The organism is Streptomyces sp. WAC 06738, from assembly GCF_003945505.1.
Lineage (GTDB): Bacteria > Actinomycetota > Actinomycetes > Streptomycetales > Streptomycetaceae > Streptomyces.
In genome coordinates this window covers 6,956,527-6,969,741 of record NZ_CP029618.1, presented here as the reverse complement: position 1 = coordinate 6,969,741, position 13,215 = coordinate 6,956,527, and the positions used below count along the sequence as shown (strand labels likewise).

Sequence of the window (13,215 nt, the reverse complement as noted above, 5' to 3'; positions counted from 1 at the left end):
GAAAGCTAGCGAGAATCCGACATGACGGTGCGGTGCCGGTACGGCCCCGCCGGCCCGGGAGCGCCGCCCGTCAGCGGGACCGCGTCAGCGTGCGGAAGACCGCGCGGGCCGCGTTGTGGCCGCCCATCCCGTGCACGCCGGGCCCCGGGTACGTGGACGAGGAGCACAGGAAGACGCGGGGGTGGACCGTCGCCCACGGCACCCGGGCGAGCCGCGGGCGCATGAGGGTCTGCATGCCGGAGAACGCGCCGGAGGCGATGTCGCCGCCGACGTAGTTGGCGTTGCGCGCGGCCAGTTGCGGCGGTCCCGCGGTGGCGCGGGCCAGCACCAGGTCGCGGAAGCCGGGCGCGAAGCGCTCCAACTGCCGCTCGATGGCCTCGGTGGCGTCGCCCTCCCAGCCGTTGGGCACGTGCCCGTAGACCCAGAAGGTGTGCTTGCCCTCGGGCGCCCGGGTGGGGTCGGCGATGGTGGGCTGGCAGGTGATGAGGAAGGGCACGGCGGGCGCGACGCCGTTCACGGCGGCGTCGAGGGCCGCGCCGATCTCGCCCTCGGTGGGTCCGACGTGCACCGTCGTGGCGCGCCGCGCCTCCTCGGAGGTCCACGGCATCGGCCCGTCCAGGGCGTAGTCGATCTTGAACACGGACGGTCCGTAGCGGAAGCCGTCGTACGCGCCGCCGAGCCCGGCGATGCGTGCCAGCGCGGTCGGCGAGGTGTCGAAGACGTACGCGCGCGCCGGCGGCAGCTCGTCCAGCCGCTTCACCTCGATCCCGGTGTGGATCTCGCCGCCCAGCTCGCGCAGGTACGCCGCGAGCGCGTCGGAGATGGCCTGTGAGCCGCCGCGGGCCACCGGCCAGCCGACGGCGTGCCCGGCGAGCGCGAAGGTCAGCGCCATGGCCGCGGTGATCGGCGTGTTCAGGGGCGCGATCGCGTGCGCGGCGAGGCCGGCGATCATGCCGCGGGCGTGCGCGCCCTGGAAGCGGCGGTTCAGCAGCGAGGCGGGCATGGCGAGCTGGCCGAGCCGCAGCAGGGTGACCGGGTCGCGGGGCACGGAGCGCAGCGAGGCGGTGAAGAAGTCCCACGACAGGGTGGACCACTTGCCGAGGAACGGCTCGACCAGCCGCCGGTAGACACCGGCGTCGCGGGTGCCGAGCGACATCGCCGTCTCGCCCACGGAGCGGGAGAGCACGGCCGCGGAGCCGTCGGGGAACGGGTGCGCCATGGCCAGGTCACTGTGCACCCACGCCAGGCCGTGCTCTGCCAGCGGCAGTTCGCCGAAGACGGGCGAGCCGATGCCGAAGGGGTGGGCGGCGGAGCAGGGGTCGTGCCGGAAGCCCGGCAGGGTGAGCTCGGCGGTGCTCGCCCCGCCGCCGATGGTGTCGCGGGCCTCGAAGACCTCGACCGTGAAGCCGCGTCGGGCGAGTTCGACGGCGGCGGTCAGCCCGTTGGGCCCCGCGCCTACGACCACCACGTCGACCAGCGTCGTCATCCGCCTCGCCACTCCCGTCGTCGCTGACTGGGGTCAGGGCTCTTCCCGTGGAACGAACCCGGGCCGTGCCGCCCCGTGCCGGCCTGGTCCGGCAGCAGGACCCTAGGGCGCCGCCCCCGGCACGCCTCGCCCGGGTCCGGCCAGCAGGGCCAGGATATGACGTGCCGTTTCCGCGTCCCGCGCCGCGGTGAACGGAAGCGCGTTGCCGCCGGCCACGCGGAACGGCTCCCCCGCGACCGTACCGCTGGCACCGCCCGCCTCGGCGACGAGCAGCAGGCCCGCGGCGTGGTCCCAGGGCTTCTCCCAGGAGAACGCCACGGCGTCGATCTCGCCGCGGGCCACGGACAGGTAGTCGTGGCCGGCGGAGCCGCAGGGCCTGGCCCGTACCCCGGGAACGTCGAGGCGGGCGAGCGCCCGCTTCTCGGCGTCGGTGGTGAAGTCGTGGTGCGAGACCGCGACGTACAGCTCCTGCCCGGGCTCGGGCACACCGGAGCGCAGTTCCCCGCCACCGACGAGGTGCGCGCCGCCGCCGCGGCGGGCGACGGCCATGAGGTCCTTCGCCGGCAGGTACGTCCAGGAGGCCAGCACCTCGCCGCGGTGGGCGAGGGCGACGAGCATGCAGAAGCCGGGCTCGCCGCGGACGAACTGCCGGGTGCCGTCGACCGGATCCACGATCCACACCGGCGCGTCCTCGCGCAGCGCGGCGAGCCGCCCGGGGTCGGCGTGCGTCCCCTCCTCCCCGACGAGCACGGACCCGGGCAGCAGGGCGGTGAGGCTGCGCTCCAGGTGCAGCTCGGCGTTCCGGTCGGCGACGGTGACCAGGTCGTGGGGCCCGTCCTTCTGCACGATCTCGTCGGCGCGGAGCTGCCGGAAGCGGGGCATGACCTCCTCGGCCGCCGCCTTGCGCAGGGCGTCCTCGACGCGGTCTAGGGCGTCGGCGGAGGCCAGGAAGTCATCGATCATATGTCCATCGAACCATGCGGTGGACCCGGACACGGAATGGGGAGAGGGTGCGTGATTCCGTAGATTCCTGGAGAATCTTGCTGAAAAGGGCCGGAGCCACCCTCACCGGCCGGGGGCCCGCCCGGGCGGGGATGAGGGACAGCGTCCCGTTCGGGCGGTCATCGAGCCCGAATCGGGCCGGGGCGGCTTCGCGAACGAGGAAAAGCCGTGGCGCGACCGGGGGCGGGCGCCCCTACCCTGTCCGCATGTCTGCGACGACGGAGAGCACGGGGCGGCGCCCCCTGGTGGCGATCCTCAGCGGCGCCGGCATCTCCACGGACTCCGGCATCCCCGACTACCGCGGCCCGAACGGGGTCTGGCGCCGGGACCCGGAGGCGCAGAAGCTCGTCACGTACGACTACTACATGGCGGACCCGGAGATCCGGCGGCGCTCCTGGCAGATGCGGCGCGCCAACCGCACGCTCCTCGCCGAGCCCAACGCGGCGCATCTGGCGATCGCGGATCTGGAGCGCGCCGGTGTGCCGGTGCGGGTCCTCACGCAGAACGTGGACGGACTGCACCAGCGCGCCGGGATGCCGGACCGCAAGGTCCTGGAACTGCACGGCTCCGCCCGGAGCTTCGTGTGCACGAACTGCGCCGCCCGCGGGCCGATGGCGGACGCCCTGGCCCGCGTCGAGGCCGGCGAGGCCGACCCGCCGTGCCTGGAGTGCGGCGGCATCCTCAAGTCCGCCACCGTGATGTTCGGCGAACGGCTCGACCCCGCCGTCCTGGGCGAGGCCGCGGCCATCGCCGAGGCGTGCGAGGTCTTCCTCGCCGTCGGCACCAGCCTCCAGGTCCAGCCCGCCGCCGGCCTGGCCGGACTCGCCGCCGACCACGGCGCCCGCCTGATCGTCGTCAACGCCGAGCCGACCCCGTACGACACCCGCGCGGCGGAGGTCGTCCGCGAGCCGATCAGCGAGGCCCTGCCACCCCTGCTGGCGCGGCTGACGGCGGAGAGCGCGTAGGGGCCCGCCCGGTTCGGCCGAGGGCGGGCCGCCACGGGGCGGCTTGGCTAGGTTGAGCGCATGACGAGCCTCACGCATCCGCGGCTGTCCGGACTGGGCCGGAATCCGGCGGCCCCGCAGGACGTTCTGGTGCGCCTGGCCGCACACTCGGCGGGCCGGCACGGGATAAGACTGCGCCGCGGAATGCTGGCGGACGCCGTCGTCGAAGCACTGCTGACGTACGGCGACGAGAACAGCGCCGTGGGCCTGCACGGGGACCGGGTCTCTCCGGCGATGCGCCGGAGGATTGCGGAGCATCCCGATCCGGCGATCCGGGATGCGTACGTGAACTTCGTCCGCGACATGGTGGATCGCGGGGTGGCGCTCGGCATCGACGATCTCGAAGAGGCTTACGGCAGGCCGCGGACCGCACTTGCCGGCGCGCCGGACGCAAGGCTACGCGCCGTGGTGGCGGAGGCGTGGCACGACCGGCCGCTCGCCGTACAGGTGAGGCTGCTCGCCGACCCGGATCCGGCGGTCCGCGCCGCCGCCACCCTGCGGGAGCGGCCGGGCGTACCGCCGGAATGGCGGGACCGCTGCCTCGCCGACCCCGCCGTGCGCGTCAACGCGGCGCGCCACGTCCCGCTCACGCCGGACTGGTTCGCGCGGCTCATGCGGAGCGGGGACGAGGAGGTCTTCGCGGCTGTCGCCAAGAACCCGCATCTCTCGGCGGAGATGGTTGCGCAACTCCTGGAGGTCGACGACCTGCACGTGCGGGTCGCGGTGACCCGGAGCCGTCACGTCGACGAGGAAACCCGGGCCCGGATCTACGCGCTCGTGGAAGCCAAGGACCTGAAGGGAAGCATCGAGGTCCGCATGATGCTGGACTGGGGCCTCGCCGACCCGGACTGGCTGCGGGAAGCACCCGTCGGCGAACGGATGCGCTACCTGGAAAGCCCGCACACCCCGTTCCGGCGCGTCCTGGCGTCCTGCCGTGACCTCCCCGCCGAGGCATGGCAGCGGCTGGACAACGACCCGGACCTCTCGGTCCGTCGCGCTGCCGCCCGGCGACCGGATACACCGCCGGAGGTGCTGGAACGGCTCGTCCGCACCGACGGTGACCCCTTCCACCTCCGGCCGTTACACGTCGACCACCCCAACTACCCCCGTCGCACACTGCGGTCGCTCGCCGACGAAGAGAACCCGCACGTCCGTTGCGTGGCCTTGCAGGACCCCGAGTTGCCCGTGGCACCCCTTCGACGACTCGCCTCGGCCGACGAGTCCTTCCTGCGCCGTGGTGTCGCCGCTCACCCCAACGTCCCAGACGTGCTGCTGGCGCAACTGCTCTCCGACCCGGAAGCCGGGGTCGCCGAGGAAGCCGCTGCCAATCCCGTGCTCCGGGTGTCCCGGATGAGCCGGATTCTCGCGGCTGCCGGTCTGTGAGCGTGGAGGGTCAGCGCGGGGCGGCTGTCGCCGGTGGTGCGGCGACCGGCTTTTCGCGGGTGCGCGCCATCAGCAGGGTGTAGAGGACCAGCGACGCGCCCAGGCCCACCGCCCAGCCGTAGTCCGCCAGGGGTTTCAGGAAGGGGATCAGGCCGTCCTCCGGGTACGGGCCCGAGGCGCCCGCGTCGGTGTGGGAGCCGCCTACCGCCAGGAGGGCGCCGACCGCGAAGGCCAGGAGGCCGCGCCAGTTCCAGCCGCCCCTGTACCAGTACGCGCCGTCGCGGCGGTACAGGTCCGGGAGGGCGAGGACGGTGCGGCGGACCAGCCAGTAGTCGGCGATCAGGACGCCGGCGACCGCGCCCAGGAGGCCGCCGTAGGTGCCGAGCCAGACGAAGATGTAGATGTCCGGGTTGGCGATCAGCTCCCAGGGGAACATCAGCATGCCCGCCGCGCACGCGATCAGCGAGCCGGTGCGGAAGCTGATCGCCTTCGGCGCCAGGTTGGACAGGTCGTACGCCGGACTGACCAGGTTGGCCGCGACGTTCGTCGTCAGGGTGGCGAGGAGGATGACGAACAGGGCGAAGGCGATGCCCAGTTTGGTGTCCATCCGGGCGGCCAGCTCCGCCGGCTCCCAGATCGGCTTGCCGTAGACCGCCTGCGAGCCCGACGTGACCAGCACGGACAGCAGCGCGAACGCGGCCATCGTGGTGGGCAGTCCGAGCGACTGGCCCCAGATCTGCGCGCGCTGTCCCGCGCCGAAGCGGGTGAAGTCCGGGATGTTCAGGGACAGCGTCGACCAGAAGCCGATCATGCCCATGAGCGCGGGGAAGAACACTTTCCAGAACTCGGTGCCCCAGCCCAGCTCCGACGGCTCGTCGAGCAGCGGGCCGAAGCCGCCGGCCTGGTCGGCTATCCATATCAGCAGCGCGGCCGCGCCCGCGAGCATCAGCGGCGCGGCCCAGTTCTCCAGCTTCTTCACCCCCTCCATGCCGAAGAGGATGATGCCGATCTCGATGAACCAGAAGAGCACGAAGCAGAGCCACTGCGGCCACGGATAGCCGCCCCACGAGCCGGCCTCGACCCACCAGCTCCCGGCCCCGATGATCTTCCCGGCCAGGAAGTAGATCGCCTGGCCGCCGATCCACGTCTGGATGCCGAACCAGGCGCAGGCGACGACGCCGCGCAGGAGCGCCGGCAGGTTGGCGCCGACGACGCCGAACGACGAGCGGGCCAGGACCGGGAAGGGGATGCCGTACTTGGGGCCCGCGTGGCCGGTCAGCAGCATCGGCAGCAGCACGATGACGTTCGCCAGGGCGATGGTGAGGACCGCCTGCTTCCAGTCCATGCCCAGCGCGATGAGGCCCGCGGCCAGCGTCCAGGTCGGTACGTTGACCGCCATGCCGACCCACAGCGCGGCGAAGTTGTACGTGGTCCAGGTGCGCTGCTCGGCGGGGACGGGCAGCAGATCGGCGTTGGCGTAGCGGCTGCCGGCGAGGTCGTCGGCGGGGGCCGCCAGGCCGTCGGCCGGCGGCTGCGGGTAGGACGGTGACGCGGCGTCCGCGGTCATGGCGCCCCCTCAGGCCAGCGCCGGGATGACGTACTTCCCGTACGCGTCGATGGTGGACTCCTTCGCGTCGTGCATCGCGTAGATCGCGAACTGGTGCACGCCCAGCTCCCGCAGCCGGCGGAGCTTCTCCAGGTGCGCCTCGACGGGGCCGAGGACGCAGAAGCGGTCCACGATGTCGTCCGGGACGAAGTCGGTGGAGGGGTTACCGGCGCGGCCGTGGTGGGAGTAGTCGTAGCCCTGGCGCTGCTTGACGTACGCCGTGAGCGCCTCGGGGACGACGTCGGAGTGCTCGCCGTAGCGGTCGACGAGGTCGGCGACGTGGTTGCCGACCATGCCGCCGAACCAGCGGCACTGCTCGCGCGCGTGCGCCAGCGCCTCGGGGGTGCCGTCCGTGACGTACGCGGGGGCGGCGACGCAGATCGTCAGGTCGTCCGGGTCGCGGCCCGCCTGGGCGGCGGCGGTGCGGACGGCCTTGACCATGAACTCGGTGAGGTAGACGTCCGAGAGCTGGAGGATGAAGCCGTCCGCGACCTGCCCGGCGAGCGCCAGCGCCTTCGGCCCGTACGCCGCCATCCACACCGGGAGCCGGCCGTTCTCGACCCACGGCAGCCGCAGCGTCGTGCCGGACTCGCGGTCGACGACGGCCTCGCGGCCCTCGGCGAGGTCGCGGATGACGCGGATGGCGTCGCCGAGGCGGGCCAGGGTGTTGGGCGGGCGGCCGGCGACGCGCATGGCGGAGTCGCCGCGGCCGATGCCGCAGACGGTGCGGTTGCCGTACATCTCGTTGAGGGTGGCGAAGGCGGAGGCGGTGACCTCCCAGGTACGGGTGCCCGGGTTGGTGACCATGGGGCCGACGGTGAGCCGGTCGGTGTGCTCGAGGATGCGGCTGTAGATGACGTACGGCTCCTGCCACAGGACGGTGGAGTCGAACGTCCAGCCGTAGCGGAAGCCGTTGTTCTCCGCGCGGCGCATGAGGCCGACGACGGCGGATGCGGGCGGATCTGTCTGCAGCACGAGTCCGAAATCCACTTCGGCCCCCTTGGGTCGCGATGCCGGAGGTGTGGGTCTGGTGGCTGGTTCTACAGGAACTGGCAGGTGCCGCGCGGGATGTCACTGGCCGTGTCCTGCGTGGCCGGTGAACTCCCGCCCGTCGGGGAGGCACCATCGTGGACTTCTTCCCGGGGGTTGGCAAGAGGTGTTCTACGCGCGTCCAGCCTTCGTCGCCGGGACCGGCGGGCGACCGCCGCTGCCGCGGGTGCGCCGGGGGGCCGCGCCCGGCCGTCCGATCGGCAGCGCCACCGGCCAGAGATGTCGAGTTCACGACAAGTCGTAAAGTCGTCAATCGCTTGTGCTGGCGAGATATCACCCTTGGCCGACGGACGGTCCGGGCGTGCTCCCGGCGACGTACGCCCAGGTGGAGACGCCGGCTGTGAGTGGGCTTCGCGGGCCGGGGCGCGCCCCGGCGGTCCGGCCGCGGCGCAAATCGCCCCCTGTCGGGCCGGGGCCGCCCTTCCGCATCATCATTCGCGTCTCATCCCGCCACTGCGGCCCCCCACCTGTGCCCGCACCACGGAGCACGGGCGGCTTGAGCGTCGGTACGAACCCGCTCTCACCCAAGGAGAGTTCGTGTCTAGACGAAGTTGGATACGACGAGGTCTCACCGTTCTCCTCGCCGCACTACCACTGACGCTGAGCGCACTGCCCGCACAGGCCCGGCCGGCCGACCCCGTGCCGTCGAGCCCCTACCGGGCGAAGGCCGAGAGCAAGCTGATCGGACAGCTCGCCGCCCGGAGCACCGGGCACGACCGGGGCAAAGTCGCCTTCTGGGTCGTGCTCAAGGACTCCGCCGACCTCGGTGACGTAGGCAAGGCCGAGGGCCGGACGGCCAAGGCCCGTGAACTGCGGGCCGTCAAGACCGAGTTCGCCGAGAAGTCCCAGGCCCCGTTGATCGACCTGATCGAGGATGCCGGTGCCGCGCACACGTCGTTCTGGATCTCCAACCAGATCAAGGTGACAGGCACCAAGGCCCTCGCCGAGAAGCTCGCCGCCCGCTCCGACGTGGCCGCGCTGGAAGCGGATGACCCGGTCAAGATCCCCGACCCGCTGCCCGGCACCGGCGAGCCGAAGACAGACGCCGTGGAGTGGAACGTCGACCGGATCAACGCTCCCCGGGTCTGGAACGAGCTGGGCGGGCGCGGCGAGGATGTCGTCATCGCCAACATCGACACCGGCGTCCAGTACGACCACCCGGCGCTCAAGTCCCAGTACCGGGGACTGAAGCCGGACGGCACGTACGACCACGACTACAACTGGTTCGACCCGGCGAAGGTGTGCACCGGCAACGCCCCCTGCGACAACAACGGCCACGGCACCCACACCATGGGCACCATGGCCGGCGACGACAAGGGCGCCAACCAGGTCGGCGTCGCCCCCGGCGCGCGGTGGATCGCCGCCAAGGGGTGCGAGTCCGGCTCCTGCTCCCGCGGGTCACTGCTCGCCTCGGGCCAGTGGATCGTCGCCCCGACGGACCAGACGGGTGCCAACCCACGTCCCGATCTCGCCCCCGACGTGGTCAACAACTCCTGGGGCGCCAACGTGATCGACACCTGGTACAAGGACACCGTCCAGTCCTGGCGCGCGGCGGGCATCTTCCCGGCGTTCTCCAACGGCAACGCCGGCCCGTCCTGCAACACGTCGGGGTCCCCGGGCGCGTACGACAACTCGTACTCGTCGGGCGCCTTCGACATCAACAACACCATCGCCTCCTTCTCCTCGCGCGGCACCGGCGAGAACGGCATCATCAAGCCGAACCTCGCCGCTCCGGGTGTCAACATCCGTTCCGCCTGGGCAGGCGGCGGATACAACGCGATCTCCGGTACGTCGATGGCCTCGCCGCACACCGCGGCGACCGTGGCCCTGATGTGGTCGGCCGCGCCCGCGATCCGCGGGGACATCGCGGCGACGGAGGAGATCCTCGACGAGACCGCGGTCGACGTGGACAACACGACGTGCGGCGGCACGGCAGCCAGGAACAACGTGTTCGGTGAGGGCCGTCTCGATGCGTTCGCGGCGGTCAACGCCACCCCGCGCGGCGCGCTCGGCGCCCTGCGGGGCACGGTGACCTCGGGCGGCAGCCCGCTCGCCGACGCCACCGTCACCCTCGACGGGCCGATGAAGGCGACCCGTACGACGGCCGCCGACGGCACGTACACGCTGCCGAAAGGCATGGTCGGTGACTACAGGATCACCGTGTCGAAGTACGGCTACCTGCCGGCCACGACCACCGCGACCATCGTCGAGAACGAGACGGTCACCAAGGACGTCTCCGTCGACGAGGCGCCGACGGCGGTCCTCAAGGGCGTCGTCTCGACCGAGACGGGCGCCGAGGCGGGCGCCTCGATCGTCGTCCAGGGCACGCCCGCCAGGACGACCTCGGCGGCCGACGGCAGTTACGAGCTGACGCTGCCCGTCGGCACGTACGACCTGGCCGTCACTCCGGCCAGCCGCTGCGCCGCCGTCTCCAGCATCGGAGTGGAGCTGACCGCGGACACCACGAAGAACCTCGAACTGGCCTCCCGAGCAGACACGTTCGGCACGACCTGCCGGCTGGTCGGCGGCGGCTTCCCGACCGGCGACACCAAACTCACCGTGTCCAGCAACACGACGGGCACGGCGCCGGTCGCGCTGCCCTTCCCCGTCTCCTTCTACGGCAAGACGTACCGCAACCTGACGGCCAACACCGAGGGCTCGCTCTACTTCGGCCCGAGTTCGACGTCGTCGCTCAACGGCACCCTGCCGACGACCTCGACGCCGAACGGTGCCCTCTACCCCTTCTGGGACAACCTCCAGCTCGACGCCGACTCCGGCATCTACACGTCGACGCAGGGCACCGCACCGCACCGCACGGTGACCGTCGAGTGGCGTGACGTGGTGATCACGTCGGGGTCCACGCAGCGCATCTCCTTCTCCGTGGTCGCGGGCGAGGACGGCTCGTTCTCGTACCACTACAAGGACATCGGCACCGGCTCGTACGAGAACGGTTCCAGCGCCACCATCGGCGTCGAGAACCCGACCGGCACCGACGCCCTCCTCTACTCCTTCAACCAGGGGGTCGTCTCCGACGGCCTCGCCATCGGTTTCCGCACCAGCAAGTCGGGCCTCCTGTCCGGCACTGTCACGGACGCCAACGACAACAAGGCCGTCGCCGACGCCACCGTCACGGTCGCCAAGGACGGCAGCGAGGTCGCCACCGGAACCAGCAGCACCGACGGCACCTACCTCGTCTCGGTCCCGGCGGGCACCGACGCCACGGACTACGACATCACGATCACCGGCACGCACTACTCGACGGCCACAGCCGGGCGCTCGGTGAAGGCCGCCGGCATCGAGGTGGCCGACGCGACGCTGACGACGGCCCTGGTCACCGCAGCCAGCCCGGCGTACGAGCTGGTGGTGCCCGCCGGGCAGTCCCGCACCCGCACGCTGGAGATCGCCAACTCCGGTACGGCGACGGGCTATACGGTGGCCGAGAAGGACGGCGCCGACTGGGTCACCCCGTCCACCGCCTCCGGCACTCTCGAAGCCGGCGACAGCGAGAAGCTCGGGCTCACCTTCGACACGACGGGCGCCACCCCTGGTTCGGTGCTCACCGGCACGCTACTGCTCGACTCCGAGTCGGGCCGCAGGCCGGTGATCGAGATCCCCCTGAAGGTCGTCGTGCCCGCCTACCAGGCGGCGCTCGACTCCGGCGCGTCCGCGAAGGCCGTGGACGCGCTGGGTGACACCTGGGGCCCGGACCAGGAGTACACGTCCGGTTCCTTCGGGTATCTCGGTACGACGTCGAAGGCGTCCACCAAGCAGACCATCGCGGGCACCAACGAGCAGGCCCTGTACTCCACCGCCCGCGAGGGCGCGTACGAGTACCGCTTCGACGGCCTGCCCGACGGGGTCTACGAGGTCGACCTCGGCTTCGCCGAGCTGGGCCCCAAGGACCCGGCGAGGCGGGTCTTCGACGTGATGGCCGAGGGCGGCGTCAAGGTCGACAACCTGGACATCGCACTGGAGGCCGGCATCTACACCGCCGAAGACCGCACCGTCACGGTGACGGTCACCGACGGGCAGCTCAACCTGCGTCTGGTCGCGGGTACGGGCAAGACGCTGATCAACAAGATCCGCGTCTCGCACCGCCCGGATCTCAGCTAGACCGCGCGGGGCGGGGGAGGGCCCTGCGCGGCCCTCCCCCGGCTACCGCCGCGGGGTGCCCGGCGGACTACGCGTACTGCGTCAGCCCCCGTGCCAGATAGGCCCCGTGCCCGGCCCGGCCCACGAACGTCCGCCGGTCGATGACGAGTTCACCGCGCGACAGGACCGTCTCGACCTGTCCGGTCACCCGCTTGCCCTCATATGCCGAGTAGTCCACGTTCATGTGATGCGTCTCGGCGCTGATCGTCTGCTCGGCGGCCGGGTCGTACACCACGAGATCGGCATCCGCGCCCGGTGCGATCGTGCCCTTGCGCCCGTACAGGCCGAACATCCGGGCCGGCGCCGCGCACGCGATCTCGATCCAGCGGCGCCGCGAGATGTGCCCGTCGACGACTGCCTGGTGCAGCAGGTCCATCCGGTTCTCCACGCCCGGCATCCCGTTCGGGATCTTCGAGAAGTCCCCGCGCCCGAGGTCCTTCTGCCCGGTGAAGCAGAACGGGCAGTGGTCCGTCGACACGACCTGGAGGTCGTTCGTGCGCAGGCCCCGCCAGAGCGCCGACTGATGCTCCTTCGGCCGCAGCGGCGTCGAGCACACGTACTTCGCGCCCCCGAAGTCCGGCTCGGCGAGGTTGTCGGTGGAGAGGAAGAGGTACTGCGGGCAGGTCTCGCCGAAGACCGGCAGGCCGGCGTCGCGGGCCTGCGCCAGCTCGGCGACGGCCTCCTCGGCGGAGACGTGCACGACGTACAGCGGGCTGCCGGCGACGCGGGCGAGCTGGATGGCGCGGTGCGTGGCCTCGGCCTCCAGCAGCACCTTGCGCACCTCGCCGTGGTAACGCGGGTCGGTCTTCCCGGCCTTGAGGGCCTGTTCGACGAGGACGTCGATGGCGATGCCGTTCTCGGCGTGCATCATGATCAGCCCGCCGTTGCCCGCGGCGCGCTGCATGGCGCGCAGGATCTGGCCGTCGTCGCTGTAGAAGACGCCGGGGTAGGCCATGAAGAGCTTGAAGGAGGTCACGCCCTCCTCGACCAGGCGGTCCATCTCCTTGAGCGTGTGCTCGTTGACGTCGGAGAGGATCATGTGGAAGGCGTAGTCGATGCTGCACTGGGCGTCGGCCTTGGCGTGCCAGGCGTCCAGCCCCTCGCGCAGCGCGCTGCCCTGCTTCTGTACGGCGAAGTCCACGATGGTCGTCGTGCCGCCCCAGGCGGCGGCGCCGGTGCCCGTCTCGAAGGTGTCCGAGGCGAACGTGCCGCCGAAGGGCAGTTCCATGTGCGTGTGGGCGTCCACCCCGCCCGGGATGACGTACTTCCCGGTGGCGTCGATCACGGCGGCGCCCTCGCGCCAGCCGGCGGCGGCGTCGCTGCCGTGTGCGGCGAGTGCGGTGACGCGGCCGTCCTCGACGAGCACGTCGGCGTGGATCTCGTCGGCGGCGGTGATGACAAGACCGCCGGTGATGACTGTACGGCTCACGGCCTCTGCTCCCTTCCGGCGACGCGACGTCACCAGGGGTCTACACCCGTAGAGTCGAGCTGCGTGCGAAGACCGTAGAAGCATGGCACCGCGCTCGGCAATA

8 protein-coding genes are annotated in these 13,215 nt (G+C 71.7%); 3 read left to right on the top strand and 5 right to left on the bottom strand.

The window, feature by feature from the left end:
• Positions 1-70: 70 nt before the first annotated feature.
• Both DMB38_RS30415 and DMB38_RS30410 read right to left on the bottom strand, forming a co-directional pair.
• The gene (locus tag DMB38_RS30415) at positions 71-1,486 is read right to left on the bottom strand and encodes an NAD(P)/FAD-dependent oxidoreductase (protein WP_125937836.1); all 1,416 of its coding nucleotides are present in this window, start codon (positions 1,484-1,486) and stop codon (positions 71-73) included.
• Positions 1,487-1,588: 102 nt separating this feature from the next.
• Entirely contained in the window at positions 1,589-2,449 is an 861-nt protein-coding gene (locus DMB38_RS30410; protein WP_125937835.1) for an inositol monophosphatase family protein, read from the bottom strand.
• 245 nt (positions 2,450-2,694) lie between these two features.
• Here DMB38_RS30410 and DMB38_RS30405 point away from each other — a divergent pair, with 245 nt between their 5' ends.
• Both DMB38_RS30405 and DMB38_RS30400 read left to right on the top strand, forming a co-directional pair.
• Positions 2,695-3,453 carry a Sir2 family NAD-dependent protein deacetylase gene (locus tag DMB38_RS30405; protein WP_125937834.1) on the top strand — a complete coding sequence of 253 codons (759 nt, stop codon included), beginning with the start codon at positions 2,695-2,697 and terminating at the stop codon, positions 3,451-3,453.
• A 60-nt stretch (positions 3,454-3,513) separates the two neighbouring features.
• A complete protein-coding gene (locus tag DMB38_RS30400; RefSeq protein ID WP_125937833.1) occupies positions 3,514-4,875 on the top strand; it encodes a hypothetical protein in 1,362 nt (453 codons plus the stop codon).
• Positions 4,876-4,885: 10 nt separating this feature from the next.
• Here the strand turns inward: DMB38_RS30400 and DMB38_RS30395 are convergent, their stop codons facing one another.
• Positions 4,886-6,442 (bottom strand): NCS1 family nucleobase:cation symporter-1, encoded by a 1,557-nt coding sequence (locus DMB38_RS30395; RefSeq protein ID WP_125937832.1) that lies wholly within the window; start codon positions 6,440-6,442, stop codon positions 4,886-4,888.
• A gap of 9 nt (positions 6,443-6,451) precedes the next feature.
• Complete coding sequence (locus DMB38_RS30390; RefSeq protein ID WP_125937831.1) at positions 6,452-7,471, bottom strand: TIGR03842 family LLM class F420-dependent oxidoreductase; 1,020 nt, start codon at positions 7,469-7,471, stop codon at positions 6,452-6,454.
• Positions 7,472-8,068: 597 nt separating this feature from the next.
• On the opposite strand from DMB38_RS30390, the gene DMB38_RS30385 reads away from it, so the two are divergent.
• The gene (locus DMB38_RS30385) at positions 8,069-11,644 is read left to right on the top strand and encodes a S8 family serine peptidase (RefSeq protein WP_240662550.1); all 3,576 of its coding nucleotides are present in this window, start codon (positions 8,069-8,071) and stop codon (positions 11,642-11,644) included.
• Between the two features lie 67 nt (positions 11,645-11,711).
• On the opposite strand, the gene hydA is transcribed toward DMB38_RS30385, so the two are convergent.
• On the bottom strand, positions 11,712-13,112 hold the full coding sequence (gene hydA / locus DMB38_RS30380) for a dihydropyrimidinase (protein WP_125937829.1): 1,401 nt from the start codon (positions 13,110-13,112) through the stop codon (positions 11,712-11,714).
• Positions 13,113-13,215 lie beyond the last annotated feature (103 nt).

Bases quoted from the DNA above. Each gene is read 5' to 3' on its own strand.
- DMB38_RS30415 (WP_125937836.1), bottom strand. From the start codon at position 1,486: ATGACGACGCTGGTCGACGTGGTGGTCGTAGGCGCGGGGCCCAACGGG.
- DMB38_RS30410 (WP_125937835.1), bottom strand. From the start codon at position 2,449: ATGATCGATGACTTCCTGGCCTCCGCCGACGCCCTAGACCGCGTCGAG.
- DMB38_RS30405 (WP_125937834.1), top strand. From the start codon at position 2,695: ATGTCTGCGACGACGGAGAGCACGGGGCGGCGCCCCCTGGTGGCGATC.
- DMB38_RS30400 (WP_125937833.1), top strand. From the start codon at position 3,514: ATGACGAGCCTCACGCATCCGCGGCTGTCCGGACTGGGCCGGAATCCG.
- DMB38_RS30395 (WP_125937832.1), bottom strand. From the start codon at position 6,442: ATGACCGCGGACGCCGCGTCACCGTCCTACCCGCAGCCGCCGGCCGAC.